At 36.9% G+C, this 15,118-nt stretch carries 14 protein-coding genes and 1 pseudogene; 3 read left to right on the top strand and 12 right to left on the bottom strand.

Annotation, left to right across the window (positions count from 1 at the left end; translation table 11 throughout):
* Positions 1-4: 4 nt before the first annotated feature.
* On the bottom strand, positions 5-586 hold the full coding sequence (locus C5695_RS08970) for a TetR/AcrR family transcriptional regulator (RefSeq protein WP_117730424.1): 582 nt from the start codon (positions 584-586) through the stop codon (positions 5-7).
* 481 nt (positions 587-1,067) lie between these two features.
* Between C5695_RS08970 and C5695_RS08965 the strand changes: the two genes are divergently transcribed.
* Positions 1,068-1,655 (top strand): DUF6944 family repetitive protein, encoded by a 588-nt coding sequence (locus C5695_RS08965; protein WP_117730423.1) that lies wholly within the window; start codon positions 1,068-1,070, stop codon positions 1,653-1,655.
* A gap of 208 nt (positions 1,656-1,863) precedes the next feature.
* Here C5695_RS08965 and C5695_RS08960 read toward each other — a convergent pair whose 3' ends face one another.
* Entirely contained in the window at positions 1,864-4,080 is a 2,217-nt protein-coding gene (locus C5695_RS08960) for an RNA ligase (protein ID WP_117730422.1), read from the bottom strand.
* A 110-nt stretch (positions 4,081-4,190) separates the two neighbouring features.
* Here C5695_RS08960 and C5695_RS08955 point away from each other — a divergent pair, with 110 nt between their 5' ends.
* On the top strand, positions 4,191-4,382 hold the full coding sequence (locus C5695_RS08955) for a TIGR00366 family protein (RefSeq protein ID WP_117730421.1): 192 nt from the start codon (positions 4,191-4,193) through the stop codon (positions 4,380-4,382).
* 11 nt (positions 4,383-4,393) lie between these two features.
* On the opposite strand, the gene C5695_RS08950 is transcribed toward C5695_RS08955, so the two are convergent.
* The 4 genes from C5695_RS08950 to C5695_RS08935 form a co-directional block, all read right to left on the bottom strand.
* Entirely contained in the window at positions 4,394-5,302 is a 909-nt protein-coding gene (locus C5695_RS08950) for a DMT family transporter (RefSeq protein WP_117730420.1), read from the bottom strand.
* A 144-nt stretch (positions 5,303-5,446) separates the two neighbouring features.
* The gene (locus tag C5695_RS08945; RefSeq protein WP_117730419.1) at positions 5,447-6,172 is read right to left on the bottom strand and encodes a LutC/YkgG family protein; all 726 of its coding nucleotides are present in this window, start codon (positions 6,170-6,172) and stop codon (positions 5,447-5,449) included.
* Positions 6,172-7,593, bottom strand: a complete 1,422-nt coding sequence (locus tag C5695_RS08940; RefSeq protein ID WP_117730418.1) for a LutB/LldF family L-lactate oxidation iron-sulfur protein — start codon at positions 7,591-7,593, stop codon at positions 6,172-6,174. The genes C5695_RS08945 and C5695_RS08940 overlap by 1 nt, the downstream gene beginning before the upstream one ends.
* A gap of 21 nt (positions 7,594-7,614) precedes the next feature.
* The gene (locus C5695_RS08935; RefSeq protein WP_117733057.1) at positions 7,615-8,331 is read right to left on the bottom strand and encodes a (Fe-S)-binding protein; all 717 of its coding nucleotides are present in this window, start codon (positions 8,329-8,331) and stop codon (positions 7,615-7,617) included.
* Positions 8,332-8,679: 348 nt separating this feature from the next.
* On the opposite strand from C5695_RS08935, the pseudogene C5695_RS08930 reads away from it, so the two are divergent.
* Positions 8,680-8,914, top strand: a pseudogene (locus C5695_RS08930) (transposase); the annotation flags it as partial.
* A gap of 253 nt (positions 8,915-9,167) precedes the next feature.
* Here C5695_RS08930 and C5695_RS08925 read toward each other — a convergent pair.
* The 6 genes from C5695_RS08925 to C5695_RS08900 form a co-directional block, all read right to left on the bottom strand.
* Positions 9,168-9,908, bottom strand: coding sequence for an ABC transporter ATP-binding protein (locus tag C5695_RS08925; protein ID WP_117730417.1), 741 nt, complete (start codon positions 9,906-9,908; stop codon positions 9,168-9,170).
* Between the two features lie 10 nt (positions 9,909-9,918).
* The gene (locus tag C5695_RS08920; RefSeq protein ID WP_117730416.1) at positions 9,919-11,607 is read right to left on the bottom strand and encodes a hypothetical protein; all 1,689 of its coding nucleotides are present in this window, start codon (positions 11,605-11,607) and stop codon (positions 9,919-9,921) included.
* Between the two features lie 43 nt (positions 11,608-11,650).
* Positions 11,651-12,181: a stage II sporulation protein M gene (locus C5695_RS08915; RefSeq protein WP_187441868.1), complete on the bottom strand. Its 531-nt coding sequence runs from the start codon at positions 12,179-12,181 to the stop codon at positions 11,651-11,653.
* A gap of 83 nt (positions 12,182-12,264) precedes the next feature.
* On the bottom strand, positions 12,265-13,863 hold the full coding sequence (locus C5695_RS08910) for a M48 family metallopeptidase (protein ID WP_117730414.1): 1,599 nt from the start codon (positions 13,861-13,863) through the stop codon (positions 12,265-12,267).
* A 30-nt stretch (positions 13,864-13,893) separates the two neighbouring features.
* Positions 13,894-14,550 (bottom strand): YIP1 family protein, encoded by a 657-nt coding sequence (locus C5695_RS08905; protein WP_187441869.1) that lies wholly within the window; start codon positions 14,548-14,550, stop codon positions 13,894-13,896.
* Between the two features lie 70 nt (positions 14,551-14,620).
* On the bottom strand, positions 14,621-15,019 hold the full coding sequence (locus C5695_RS08900) for an uberolysin/carnocyclin family circular bacteriocin (protein ID WP_117730412.1): 399 nt from the start codon (positions 15,017-15,019) through the stop codon (positions 14,621-14,623).
* Positions 15,020-15,118: the final 99 nt, after the last annotated feature.

Raw genomic sequence — 15,118 nt, 5'->3', positions numbered from 1 at the left:
TATTTCATTTAGATGCAACGCTAATGGCGCGCCATAGGCTTTGCTCAATGTCTTCTAGAAATTCAATCGTTGGCTCTATTTCTTCCGCAAGAATTTGTTTATGCAGCTGTACAAAGGCACCGAATACAATTGATAAAATGGTTCTACCTGAAAGATTTGGATGAATCCCATCCTTTTTTCCTTCTTCAAAGATAAGGAAGAGTCCATGTAATAAATGCTGCATTTTCTCTTTGCTCGTCTCGTCTAAGTAATGGGATCGTTTATCAATTTCTAAGAAATATAGTCCGCTTGGATTCTCCTTTGTAAATAAAACCAAGCAGTAAAATACATGCTTAAAGTACGCTCGAATACTTTCATTTGGATCTGGACTGTTTGTGTTCATTTTCTCGATAAAAGCAGAAAGGCTGCGCTGATACAAAGTATTGACGAGTGCCTCTTTACTGTCGAAATAACGGTAAATGGTTCCCGCTCCGACGTTTGCTTTTTTTGAAATCATTGGCATCGTGGTCCCATCAAAGCCTCGCTCAATAAATAAGTCTAGTGAAGCCTTCATGATCTGTTCTTGTTTATCAGGAGCTGCTGGCATTTTATCCCCCTCCTCTCACTTTAGGAATGAATGTTCATTCCGCATGGGGTATATTATATTAATATTTTAATTTCTTCTACTTATACTTAAACACACTTATTTTACCCCGTCACCACATTTTCTGAAAATAATAATAATTGAGAAATGATACCTATTTACATTGCATCCAAAGGACTTATAAATATTGGCAGTTTTGTGACATACGGGTGTCATCAGCACTACATATTCATTCCTGATCGATTGGAGAATGAATGTGATCATCATAGGGATCAATATATACCTCCCTTTACTTGTTTGGACGGCGTATCCTCATGTACCCATTACAACATCATGATAAGCTTTTTTGTTCGATTCAATGTTTCTTTATTGGAAAGCATTTTGACCTTCACTCCTTTCCTTTGTTCAGACTATATTATTAAAAAGGGAATTCAGAAATCGGTGATATTGCTGCCAGTTAATCTACAACAATTTGAGGTGGAACATGTGTAATGTTGCTGAGTACAACATTTTAACAGGAGCTTGGATTGATGCGCTTGGTACAATCATTTCTGCAATTGCAGAAATCAGATCTTTAGCAGGAATGAATGAAATCAATAATAAACTTGTAGCAATTGGAGAAGGTCTGCAAGCAGTCGGATCTTTTGTTATAGCAATAGCCCCTGAGGAGTATTCTTATGCTTTTACTGGAAACTTAATTGATGGTGCTGGTGCATCAACAAGCTCATTAGCTGCTTATTTACAAGATGTGGAGGGTGAAAATTCAGATAATCTTCGTCTAGAGATACTTGGTGATTCCTTTCAATCGATTGGTGCCTCTATCGCTGCTACTGGAGACTATATCATTGGAGAGCAACTATTTGCTGTTGGTAATTCGATTCAAGCATTAGGTGCTGGTTTAGAAGCAATTGGTGGCGTTTATGAATTAAAAAACAAGGAAGAAGGAGCACAAATTCTATCCACTTTGGGGGCTATTTCACAGGCAATTGGTTCAAACTTTGTTGCCCTTCTCTTAACTGATGAGTTCATAGCCAGCAACATATGTCCATATAAAGAGACTTGGAGGGGCTAGAAATAGATCTATATATTAAGACTTCTTGCGCTCGCCGCTTATTTCTCTTTAAGCCATTTCAACCTTCCCTGATCCATATATCAACACTTTTAATAATCTTTTTTTCTGCATATTTTCTGCACATAAGAAGAGAAAGGACTAAAACAAAGATTATTTTAGTCCCTCTGGCAACTATCTCATCTCTTGTTTAGAAAGACTCTTTTTTACACTATGCATTTATTTCATCATGATTCGATTGGGCTGCTTCAGTTTGCTCAAATTGTGATCGTAGCTCAATAATTGAGCGTTTTCTCACATTCTCTGGTTCTTGCTCAAGAAGCCACGTATAAAATCTAGCTTGCTCCGCTGTTTGCAAAGCCTGCATATATTTTTGCGAGGAACGCTTCTCTGCAACGCGCTGTTTGATCGCGCGCATCTGCTTCCAAAATTGATAATAAGGCAGCTTGAGCTTGGTCATAAAGCCGCTGTTATCCTCAATCACATACCCCTCTTCTTTGATCGAGTCGTCATGAGATACGGCCTGATACCATTTATAAAAAGACGTCCAATCGTGGAACACAGCCACTTCCTGCTTGCTGGACATTCCTAGCTGTTCACTTAACCTTTTCACTTCATTAAATGGTGCTTTTTCATAGCTTAGCTGACGCTTCACAATATCAAGTAAAATGAGTTGATCTTGTTCGTATGTGATAATATGCGGGTCTTTCTCTGGCAAAATGACTTCAAACACGAGAGATACATGATGGTCACGTACATATGATTTGATATAGTCGACCTGCACATCACCGAAGGTCTGATAGAATAGTTCTTCGACCCATGATGCATGCTGATTTTGTTTCACATGAGATGTATACGATTTGGACGTAAACACCAATTCATCTTCTAATTCGTTGTATCCAACCGTTCCTAAGTATCCATTTGCTTTATCATAGACGGTAACAGGAAATTGAAGATGGTTCACTAGATGATGCATTTTTGTCTCCGGACGCTCGTCAATGTTAAAAAATTTGTTGTAGCTTCTTGAAACAATCTGCTTTGACACCATATTGACAAACAAACCTCTCGCCTTCACATTCACATCATCCCACTGCCGTTCACTGAACGCTTTTTTCGTAAAGTTAAAAGATGAAATATGGTGCGGAAGCTTTAATTCCTGTACATATTCATGCTGATCTAAGTGAGCTAAAAAGTCATCCAGTGAGATATCTGGCTGAATAGTAGCCGATGGTTTTTTCTCAGAAGCTCTATAGACTGGATTGGCAATTTCGTGAGTCTCAATTCCGTCAGCTGTGATTTTCAACACCCTCAGCTGCCCACCGAATTCAACTTGGCCTTCTAAATTATAAGACCTTTCCGCTGCTTGAATAGGCAGTCTGTATAAATTGCGATGTCCGTGAATTTGAATGATATCTAATCCAGCGGTGTTTTGTACAAACAAATGGTCAATGTCATCTGAATATTCACCTACCCCATGAATGAGCTGCTGGGTTGACACATGCAGAAGTTCTTTTGGCAAATGAGCAAGCCCTCCGTGGGTAACAAGAAATGTTTTGCCATGGTACGTAAAATAAGTCAGCTGATGAAATGTTCTGACAAACTTTCGTACTTCTTTTAAATCAAAGTCTGCTGCTTCGATCTCAGGTGCAGTGTGCCGATTAAACATATTGCTTCGTACTTTTTCACCATGAGCAAACCGGTATAAATGCTGATCATGATTGCCTTCAATCACGATGACATTCCGGCATTCTCTATGTGCAAGCATCCATTCTAATACTTCCTTGTTTTCTATTCCTCTATCAAGTAGATCACCTGCAAAGATATAAAGTTCATTTTCTTTAATGTCTCCTTGCAAATAGGTGGTCAGAGCGGTATGACAGCCATGAATATCTCCGAATACATGAATGGCCTCATATTGATCGAAGGATCGGGGCTGATAGGTCATCACTTGCGGATATTCTTCCGGCTGTAATACAGTTACCCATGATGGGACCTTTTCTGTTTTTAATCGCTCATTCATTTGGTACAAAACAGACTCTCTCACAACTTTGTGAGGTTCCCTTGAGCGATTTTGCAAAAGAGCTGTTTCAAGCGGCACCTGAGTGAAATCGACGACATACACCCTGTAACGATACGATGTGGCCAGCGATTTATATTGAGATATCGATTTGCTTGAAATATGCGTGGCATCAATCACAGTAAAGTCTCCACGCTCCATACGGGCTGTGAGTAATTCAAATAATAAAGACCAGATTTTGTGGTCATGTTTGCTTGAAATTTCTAGTTTCCCATTGACAGACAACTGCGGTGGCTGCGTCAAAAGACGGATTTGATCCGCTGATAAAGTGTAAGGCTCTAAGCCTTGCGCTTTGATCCAAGTTGATTTCCCTACGCCTGGGAGACCTCGTAAAAGGACTAAAGTTCTCATAATGGTTCTCCTTTAATAAGTGATATTTTACCTATTATAGATAAATGATGGATAAATCTCAATCTTTTATTGATTATGGTAATATATAGATAGAAAGGGAGGTTTTACGTATGTCTAACGGAGAGAATATGGCATTTAACATGGGTGATCTTCTATTTCAAGTGTTCTCTCTTCTATTCATTGCTGCTATCGTGACGATCATTGTCATCGCTTTTCGAATGATCAGAAGAAAACGAATGGAATTGAAGAAGGTGGAGGAAAAATTGAACAAAGTGATTGAAAAAAACGATTTAAAAGAGTAAAAATCCGGGATTTAACCGGATTTTTTTGGTTTTTTCACAATTCCTTGACGCTGCTGCATCAAAAACAAAAAGACACCTAAAAGGACAAGAAGCCCGCCAAACATTTGAAGCAGGGTGAGTTTCTCTCCAAGCAGCCAAACAGCAAGAATCGTGGCTCCAACAGGTTCGCCAAGTATACTCATTGAAATAGTTGTGGCATTGACATAGGTTAAAAGCCAATTGTTAATCACATGAGACATGGTGGGAATGATGGCAAGTAATATAAAGATTCCCCACTCTTTACCCGGATAGCCTGTAAAAGGAGTTTGCTGAATCAAATTGAATAAAATTAAAAAAAGACCGGCAAAGCCAAACACACAAAAACTATAAATCCAATGAGATATTTTCCTTACAGCCTGTTGACCTATTAATAAATAACAAACAACCGCGATCACACTTAAAAAGGATAAAATGTCTCCTAGGATGGCTTCCTGGCTATGACCTATGTCTCCCCATCCAATCATAAGTGCACCAACAATTGCGGCACACATCGTCAAGAGTGCGGGCAGCGTGGTTCGTTCACGGAAAATGAGAAAGCCGCCTAATAAGGAGACCATCGGCTGAAGGGCGATAATAATAGTAGAGCTTGCCACAGTCGTCAGCTTCAGTGATCCAAACCATAACACAAAATGGAGTCCTAAAAAAAAGCCGGACATACATAAGAAAAGCCAGTCTCTACGCTTAATCGAGAGAAACTCTTTTTTTCGTGGCAGGATAAACGGCAGCATAAAGGCTGCGGCAAACATCATACGATACATACTTAAAATAGCAGCAGGTGCATTTGACCATTTCACAATGATAGCAGAAAATGAAATGGCAATAATTGAAATCACAAGCGGCAGTGCAATTGATTTCTTTGGAGCAGTTGTCTTCATGTCCATAAGCAGCTTCCTTTACATCAGCAGTAGATAAGAAATTCATCTTGTATGTCGTCATCTTACTATGTCCAATCCGATAGAGGCAAGATGATTTTAAAACTTGCGTAAGCTTTTTGCATGGGAAAATGGCTTTCATCTCGAAAGCCATCACTCATCATCTATCAATAGATAAACGGCCCGAACTGGACCATGAACGCCTACCACTAAATTCATCTCAATATCCGCAGAGTTACTCGGACCTGATATAAAATGAATGGCACCTTTCGCCTGCTCTCCCTCTTCTACCGAGCGATTCAGAGCCGAAACAGCCTGAATCATCCGCGGAACCACCGTGCTTTTTTCGATACACACGATATACATCATTGGTAAAAAATGCAGCGCTCTGCCTTGGCCTTGATGGGATGAAAGAACGACTGTACCTGATTCTGCAAGGGTATAGTCACTGAACACAACGGAATATGTCGCTTGTTCTGCCAGTCTGATATTTTCTTCCCTTGATGCCTCAGCATCCCAGTTTGTGACTGAGAATCCTTCGTGCTGCAAGCTGTCAAACATCGGATGAAATCCATATTGTTCAAACCGATGATCGGCCGCCGTTATCACTGAGCCTTCTCCATACTCTGTCATCAATAATCGTAATAAAGAGGGCGCTTCCTCTGGTGTTGTTTCGACCACTCTTGTGTGAATGCGTTGACATTGCTTCTTCAGTTGCTCGACTAGTTCTTCTTTAGACATAAGTCCGTTTGTTTCCCACTGGACTTGATGCTGCCATGCCGGACGCTGAATAGGTGCAGACGAGGAGGAATCTTTGCCACCTAATTGCTTCCGGATATGAGCTAAAAACGACTCTCGGTGAGAAATGGTCCCCTTCATCACTGCTCCTCCTTTTGTCTCTTTTTAAACCAATCTCTGAATCTTTCTTTACTTGGAGCTGGCAGGTCCCGAATATCTGTCCATTTCTTCAAAGGGCCTATTCCTTTTGAAATCTGTCCATTTGAAGCCATGCGATTCATCAAGACAGGGGCTGCCTTTGTTCCGAATTGATACATCCCAGGCGTGGAGGCCCCCATTCCGAACATTTTCATCGCCATCATTTCAGATTTAGGCGCTCTTCCCTCTTTTTCAACGATGACTTGTCGATGTTTGATTAACAACTCATGAAGAGGAATCTTCACTGGGCAAGCATCCGTACAGGCAGCGCACAGGCTTGAAGCAAAGGGAAGCTCCTTATAATCATCATAGCCGCCAAGAAGCGGCGATAAAACAGCGCCAATTGGACCTGGATAAATGGAACCGTATGAATGTCCGCCAACATGCCGGTAAACCGGGCACACATTGATGCAGGCTGCGCATCGGATACATTGGAGAACAGGCTGAAAGGCAGTGCCTAATATATTGGACCGCCCATTGTCCACAATGACCAAGTGGAATTCTTCTGGTCCATCCACCTCTTCTGCTGCTTTTGGTCCGACGACAGAAATGTAACTCGTTAATTTCTGACCGACTGCGCTTCTGCACAAAAGACCAACGAGAACATCCAACTCTTCCATCGTCGGAACAATCCGCTCCATTCCCATGACAGCAATATGTGTCTTCGGTATAGCCGTAACAAGATCCGCATTCCCTTCATTTGTCACAAGGCAAATGGAACCTGTATTGGCGACAGCAAAATTGCAGCCGGTCACACCAATATCTGCTTCGAGGAATTTTTCACGTAAGATGGCTCTGACGAAGCTCGTCATATCTTCAGGTGTTTCTGACATCTCATACCCGAGCTTTTCGTGAAAGACTTCTCGTATTTGTTCTTTCGTCATATGAAGGGCAGGTGCCACAATATGTGAAGGCGGTTCATGATCATCTACTTGCAGAATATACTCGCCAAGGTCGCTTTCCACCACCTCACAGCCGATCTCTTCAAGCGCTTGATTCATTTCAATTTCTTCTGTGACCATTGATTTTGATTTAACGATCTTTTTGGCCGCTTTTTTCTGCGCCACATCTTGGATATAGGCTGATGCCTCTTCCTTTGTTTTTGCAAAAAAGACATGACCACCGCGTGCACTAACGCTTTCACTCAATTCATATAAGTAGTCATCAAGATGTGTCAGCGTGTGCTGCCTGATTTCCTCGCCGAGTTCACGCCACTTTTCCCAATTGCCAAGCTCTTCGCTTGCCGTCATCCGCCTTTCATACAGGCGTTCCTGCGCTGAGGAAACAGCTCCTCTCATGACAGTGTCTTCTATGCCTTCTCCGATTCGTTCTTTAAAAGCCTTTTCTCCAATTTTCATACTCATGTGCCGTTCCCCCTCTTAAAATCAGCGGCTATTTAACACTTCTGCGATATGCATCACTTGAATTGGCTTATCAAGTCGGTTCAGCCTCCCGCCAATATTCAGCAGACATCCACAGTCAGCACCAATGATATATTCAGCGCCTGTCTCCTCTATACTTTGGACTTTTTCATCGACCATCTGCTCAGAAATAGGTGTCATTTTCACTGAAAAGGTTCCTCCAAATCCGCAGCAATTTTCTGCGCGTTTCAATGGTGTCATCGTCAAATCTTTGACATTTGACAACAGCGTGAACGGTGCTTCCTTAATTCGCAGCAGTCTCGTCATATGACAGGATGTGTGATAGGTTGCATTCCCTTTCAAACTCGCCCCTACATCTGTCACGTGTAATATATCAACAATAAACTCTGTCAATTCATATGTTTTCTCAGCAAGTGCCTCAGCTTTGGCTGACCACATTGGGTCTTCTTTGAAAAGATGAGGATATTCTAAAAACATCGCCTTACAAGAACCTGATGGTGTCACAACATATTCAGCTGATTCAAAGGCTTTGATCATATTTTTCGCTGCTTTGATGGTTTCTTTTGTATAGCCACTGTTAAAGGCTGGCTGCCCGCAGCACACTTGTGCCTCAGGAAATTCCACTTCTACACCGAGTCTTTCTAATACTTCCACTGTCGCCTTTCCTACATTTGGCTGCATGGTGTCAATTAAACAGGTAATAAATAAATGGACTTTCATCGGCGAACTTCCCTTCTTTGCTGCAATTTGATTCATCAATTTGGTCATCTGATGACGAAATAACAGACCCTATTTTCATTTTAATCCCAAATTTCTGAAATTTCAACGAAGCGATTTGTCTAAATTTGTACTTATAACTCGTGTGACTAAATGGAAAAAAACGCCCTTTTCATAGGGCGTTCAGGCTGTCGAGAAAATCTCGACAGCTTTATTTTTCCCCTTAAACTTTCCATCTCCTCATTTTATAATAGAGAAAACCCCACTTAAGGAAGGTGTTTTTCTCATGTTCCACACTAGAAATTCTTCTCAGCACGAAGCCGAATTTGTATTGCTAGATCAACTGGTCGAAGACACATATGGGAAGAACATAAAGAAAAGATCAGACAGAATCGGCTAACTGTCTCTGGAAAAGAGCTATATAAAAAAAGAAAAAATAGAGCGAAGCTTTGCAGATTCAAAACAACTGCATGGGCTTCGCTACTGCCGGTTGAGGGGAAAACAAAACGTGAGTGAGCAAGTTCTCCTCACAGCCGCATGCCAGAACATGAAAAAGATTGCCACACACCTAGCGAAGCTAGGCTAGGTGTGTGGGAAGCCTTTTTCATTAATTTTCATCCATCATACTTACGCTAAAATAAAAAAGATTGTAGAAAAACATGAGTTTCTCTACAATCTGAACGCCCTTTTCATAGGGCGTTTTTGATGATTATTTTTTGGAATTAATTATAGGTGTTAATGAAAAGGCGCTTTTAAATCCTTATGTTCCCTTTTTATGAAGAATGTATCTGTGTTTACTAGTATTGTAATCAATGTTATTATGTGATTTTTCAAACCAATCACTTATTAAGATTACTATACGAATGTGTCAACATATGAAAAACTTCTTCTAAACTATGATTATTTCCATTCATTTGACTATCTTGCAATCTTATTTCATCCAAGCTACCGGTGGCAATACAATTTCCTTTTTCAATTATTACTAGTCTGTCACATAATTTTTCAGCTACTTCAAGTATATGAGTACTTAAGATGATGGAGTTTCCTTTATAAGTAAAGGCTTTTAAATAATCTTTAATTGCCTTTATGCTTTCTGGATCTAATCCTGTAAATGGTTCATCCATAATCAAGAGAACCGGATTATGAACTAAGGCACCCATTAATATAATTTTTTGACGCATACCTTTTGAATAGGTTTTGATTAAGAAATCAATTTTTCTTTCAAGAAAGAGTATTTGGGACAGATCGGATATAAAAAGATCAATTTGATTGGAAGGAACTCCTCTTAATTCACCCATGAAGGTTACGTATTCTCTACCTGTTAAATAATCATATGGACTTAAATCATCGAATACACAGCCAATCTGTGACTTATATTCATTGGGATCATCAACCTCATATAAACTTACAAATCCGCTGTCAGGTTTCATTAATCCCGATAATATAGATAAAGTTGTTGTTTTACCCGCACCGTTTGAACCCAATAAGCCTAAAATTTCACCGGAACGTATGTGGAAGCTTATTTCTTTTATCGCAGGTATACTGCCATATGACTTGGAAATATTCACTACATTTAACATATAATCATCCTTACTCACTAAATTCACTTAAAGATGCGAAATTTTTAAATTCTAAATTAGTTAATTTTTTACAGCATAAACGGAAGAGTATTGAGCTAATCATAAATGCCATGCATGAAAATAATATTACGGTTAACAAAGAATTTTTGGAGAGTATGATGATTAAACTCCCAATGATAATAAATAAACTCGACAAAAATTTACTCATGATACTGGACCTTGTACTAGGCAAATCCAGATAGGTTTCTCTTTCATAATTCGGGAAGGTAATACTGGAGACTAGAGCAATTAGTATTGTAACAACCATAGTTAATAGATTTAAAGGAAGAATTAATAAGAAATTGACGTCAAATACTAAACAGGTTGCTGAACTAACAATAATTGAAAAAGGCAGTGCAACTCCTAACAAACTAAGCACCTTTGCTAAGCAAATTTCTTTTACTCTCACAGGAGTTAGTAAAAGATAAACGAAACTTTTCCCTTCAAAGTCGGGGGAAAATCTATTAAAGAGTCTATGGATTACCATGACGGCTCCTGAAAGATGGAGAATAGCAAAGATTGATAAGTGATTTCCCTCTATAAAAGAAATATTTTTGGAGGCTAAAAGATAATAAGGTATAAATATCAATATGTATTGAAAGGTAATTAATAAAAATGTTTGATTAAATCTATACATCTGGATTCTTTGAAAATGTTTATAATCTTTTTCAACAATTTTCCTTGTTAAAAATGAAATAAATTTAAGGTATTTTAGAACCATGGACAATCTGGACAAATACAAGTTAAATAAGCTGTTTCTTATCTCTGTTCCAGTGACATTGGAATTATTCCGTTGAAAAAAAACAATATATGTATAGACTTCTAAATGTTTTAAAGATTTACCCATTAACCAACAAATACAAATCCCTATAAAAAGGGAGATAGAGAGAATTGTCCATTTATCACTTATAAAATGAAATGGGTTAAAGAACACTAGTAAAGACTGGATAATATAATGGTTGTAAATTAATAAGTAATTTTCCCTCACCAAGCTATTAGGTATATATTCAATAAAAGGAAAAAGAATAGAAAAAAAGAGTATAATTATTATTATTTTTGTAAATAAAAGAAACAGGCTATAATTCAATCCAATTCTTTTACTTACTTTAGCCAAAATTATTTTCATCACTATATAGATTTTTAACGTTGCTACAATTAATATTATAGGAGTTATAAAAAGAAATAAAAACATTCCAGTTGCTAAACTAAGATTCAGCTTTATGGCTATATGAATGAAAAAGAGCACGAATATTACGAAGAGTAGTATACTTTTAAATAATTCACGCCCAATTAACTTACTGAGTATTATTTTATTAACAGATGGAACAGTAGAAGATAGTAACTTAAAGTCTTTAAGATCTAGCATACGGTACACATTAGAATAAACATTGCTAGTCAGAATGAGCAATATTATTAATGAAAATAGTCTATAGGCCCATTCACTTTGCTCTTTTCTAGTTAATGGTTCTAAATTCCCAAGCATAAATTCAACTGTATAAGAAGTAAAAAAATTAATAATAGTCAAAGTAACAGTGATGATGATACTTCCTACAAGAAATGGGAGATAAACACTTTGCATTCCCCCATTTTTATGGATATACAAAAATCTGTTTAAGATGCTTCTAAATTTATATTTGTTAATCAAATAAATTTCTCTCATATCCATCTACCTCTAAACATCAAAATGATATTTAAAACTAACTTCATATATTTAGGAGGATTAATCCTTCAATCAATGACGCTGCGAATAAAAAAATAATATACATAGTAAGTAGGACAACCATATCTATTAAGTCCTGCTTCTGTATAAATTTCCGATTTCCACGAATGGATTCAATCGTTATTTCACCAGGTTTTATAGCAAATGCAGTGACTAGAGCTATAGCAATCATCTCAAAAATCCCATGAAATATTGTGAATGTAATTACAGTTGAAATTGACATTGTTTGAGAGATGCTATAGATGGATACTCCAAGTAAATATCCTTGTAAGGAAACATATATTATTGATAAAAAACCGAGTGAAAAAACCCCAATTAACGCTGGCAGCAAGATAATGAAATTATGCGAAAAAATTGAGAAACAAACAGCAAAAACATCATTCTCACTATCACTAATCCCTTCCTCCAAATAACTAAGGGGAATGGTAGTCACATTCATATCATTGTTAATCGATAAGAATAATATAGTACCGAAAAAGCTAATAAAAACAACTAATAAAGCTAACTTCAACACCCGGAAATTTCTCTTTATAAATAATTTTAGCCAATTATATTTGGAATGGTACAGTTTAGCTTTCATATAATCACCTTGTTGACTCAATTGGTTTTCTTTATGTTCTCAATTCGTTTTTCAAAAGAGGGGTGACTTTCACGCCATTCAGACTTTCTTCCATAATCTCCATCTTCTTCTTCAATAAGACTGCTTAATTTAATCAAAGTATTGAGATACAGTGTTTTATTCTCAAGATGGGAAACAGCAAAGTTATCAGCTTGAATCTCAAATAACCGGCTGATTTTCTTTGGCAACCATTCTGTAATGAAGATCATGAGAATTACTCCTACTGGGAAAATAAGAACATATTGCCACCATCCGTTAGCAAGCATAACCTGTCTGGCATAATACATACTGATGCCCATAAATAATGTTACGATCAAAGTTAGAAACATGGTATAATGCGCATGTTTTAACTTCGCATGCCCCATTTCATGGTATAAGATGGCACGAATTTCATCTTTTTCAAACTTATCTAACAACCCTTCTGTCACATACACATCGACTCTTCTTTTAAATGGAAGTTTAAAAGAATATATCCAGGCATTCACATCCTGTTGAGAGTCTTTTTTCACCCAAATATTTACCTTTTGGTTTGTCTTATTCTCAATATCCTTGTGAATATTCATGAATGCTTTCGTATTTAAAAGTTCATATTTGTTTATTATTTTTTGAATGATTGAGTAACCAAAAATAAATAATATGATTAGGGCGAAGTACCAGCCACAAAATAGAAAAAGGTTATCCATGATCTTCGCTTGAAATGACAAAGGGAGTAATAAATAGGATCCGAAATATAGCAAAGATAATGTGGCAGCACCAAACAAAACAGCTTGCTCCCTAACATTCATTAAGAACGAATTTCCTGACGCGCCTTCATTTTCTTCTAAATCTTCAGGCGTATCTTTTGTAGTATACTCAAATGAATAAGCTGTCAATAAAATTGACAGGAAACTAGGTACAAGTATAGAGAGAATAATGCTTAATACATAAGAGCCTGTTATTGATAGCACATATCCCATTAAGAAATAATAATTTAATCCCAAGGGAAGAAAAATGGCTAAAACAAAGGGAATAAATAATGTGAATAGGTTTTTCATAGATTCATGAAGATTAAAAAATAAAAATAACATAGCTGGAAAAAGAATCCCCATTAAGGTAATTAATATAATAAATGTGGTATTATGCTTAAAACCTGTTTTGACCTTAGTAGTTTCTGTTAAATTTGTTAGGTTGTATTTAGAAAAAAAAGGATTTTGTGATACCTGTTCCATCTTTATTTTATCATCATGAATAGGTACAAAACCTCTTCTTAGAAAAACTGTTGCCTTATCTTTCATTAATTTGTCAGTTTCAATTGTGCTAATTCCATCCCTAGATGGAATCTCCGTGAAATGTATTTGCTTTCCCCCCAATTGAAAGGCTGCTTCTGATCGATCTTTGGAGTGACCTTCTTGATAGGTTAATAAAAAATCCCCCTGATAAAGGGAATGGGAGATCAATACTTTTGGATTGTTATCTTTGTTCGAATCAAGTAGAACAAATGGAGAAACAACTGCTGAACGAATACCAACTTCAATCAAAATGACTATTATTGTAATAATGCTTGCAATAAAAAAAGAAAGTGAGGCTTTTCGTAACATTTCATCACATCCTACTAACTGATTATAGAATTACATAAATGAAGTGAAAATCTCTGGAATTATTTTTAAAATTGTGTTTAGTAAGAAGGTGAAAGCGATAATCATTATGGACATCCGCTTACTAGAATCCCTTAACAAAATTTTCACACCTAAATACATGATTATGTATTGCCAAATCACAAAAAAATCTATATTTTTTAAAAAGCTGTTTAAAAGAGAATTATCGGTATCTTTTAATATACCAGAAAATCCTTTAATCTCGTACAATTCCCCAGAAAACATAACTAATAACGAGAAAGAAAACACCTTAATGGCTATAGGAACCCAACTATAACCGATAATACTGGATACCGCTCTGAATTCCCGGGTTTTAGTAGAAAACAGTGATACCATAAAATAGATGACAATTGATTGAATCAGCCACTCTATAAGTAATCCTCCACTTATAATAAAACTGAAAATACCAATTATGATAGCTGAATAAGACACCTTGTCTTCTAGTTCAAACAAGTGAGAAATTTCCTGTATTAAAAATTGTGAGGTGGATAGCACTAAAAATATTCCGATTAGCAAAATTAAAATGAACGGATAAAAATTCTTAGGTTTTTCAATTAATTTATTAAATAAAGATACTGGTTCAAATAATACAGATACGAATGATTTGACGCCCACTACAATTCCTTTCACCACACGGCTCCCCTTATACGTAATTAGTAAAGAAGAAGTAGTTATGAGAATCATAACTACTCTTCTTTACTTACCATGTAACAGCTGCTTTTTTACCTTTTCGTTTGATATACCACTTTAATGACATCCTTGCTGCCCAAGCGATAGCCGTTACGGTTCCAAATGAAAAGGCACCTAACACTATAGATATTGCCGAAGCAACGTCAGACCCCGTCATCACCATGTTGACAATTTTGGATGCCTTTTTTTGAGCCTGGTTCCAAGTAGTCTTTTTACTATATTTATTAATGATTTTGGCAAGGTTCACTTCTAACGATGATTTTTCTAAAGTTTGGATATCAGAATTACTAAATTCGTTTTGATTATATTTCACTGGTGACCCAATAGTTCCAAACATCACTAAAATAGATAAAAAGACCATCCCAAAAGCGGCTAGGATTTTAGAATGTTTACCATTAAAATTTACCATAATTACCACCTCCTTCTATCATTATCTAATATTACAATAAATAATATTAGAATTCAACATTATCATGTGAAAAAATAGATACTATTTAACTAATTTCAA

The organism is Bacillus pumilus, assembly GCF_003431975.1.
Lineage (GTDB): Bacteria > Bacillota > Bacilli > Bacillales > Bacillaceae > Bacillus > Bacillus pumilus_N.
The sequence above is the reverse complement of the archived record's forward strand: the minus strand, read 5'-3'. Positions and strand labels throughout refer to the sequence as shown.

What these genes read in the sequence shown, in the direction of transcription:
- C5695_RS08970 (WP_117730424.1), bottom strand. Translation starts at nt 586, where the DNA reads ATGCCAGCAGCTCCTGATAAACAAGAACAGATCATGAAGGCTTCACTA.
- C5695_RS08965 (WP_117730423.1), top strand. Translation starts at nt 1,068, where the DNA reads ATGTGTAATGTTGCTGAGTACAACATTTTAACAGGAGCTTGGATTGAT.
- C5695_RS08960 (WP_117730422.1), bottom strand. Translation starts at nt 4,080, where the DNA reads ATGAGAACTTTAGTCCTTTTACGAGGTCTCCCAGGCGTAGGGAAATCA.
- C5695_RS08955 (WP_117730421.1), top strand. Translation starts at nt 4,191, where the DNA reads ATGTCTAACGGAGAGAATATGGCATTTAACATGGGTGATCTTCTATTT.
- C5695_RS08950 (WP_117730420.1), bottom strand. Translation starts at nt 5,302, where the DNA reads ATGGACATGAAGACAACTGCTCCAAAGAAATCAATTGCACTGCCGCTT.
- C5695_RS08945 (WP_117730419.1), bottom strand. Translation starts at nt 6,172, where the DNA reads ATGAAGGGGACCATTTCTCACCGAGAGTCGTTTTTAGCTCATATCCGG.
- C5695_RS08940 (WP_117730418.1), bottom strand. Translation starts at nt 7,593, where the DNA reads ATGAGTATGAAAATTGGAGAAAAGGCTTTTAAAGAACGAATCGGAGAA.
- C5695_RS08935 (WP_117733057.1), bottom strand. Translation starts at nt 8,331, where the DNA reads ATGAAAGTCCATTTATTTATTACCTGTTTAATTGACACCATGCAGCCA.
- C5695_RS08925 (WP_117730417.1), bottom strand. Translation starts at nt 9,908, where the DNA reads ATGTTAAATGTAGTGAATATTTCCAAGTCATATGGCAGTATACCTGCG.
- C5695_RS08920 (WP_117730416.1), bottom strand. Translation starts at nt 11,607, where the DNA reads ATGAGAGAAATTTATTTGATTAACAAATATAAATTTAGAAGCATCTTA.
- C5695_RS08910 (WP_117730414.1), bottom strand. Translation starts at nt 13,863, where the DNA reads ATGTTACGAAAAGCCTCACTTTCTTTTTTTATTGCAAGCATTATTACA.
- C5695_RS08900 (WP_117730412.1), bottom strand. Translation starts at nt 15,019, where the DNA reads ATGGTAAATTTTAATGGTAAACATTCTAAAATCCTAGCCGCTTTTGGG.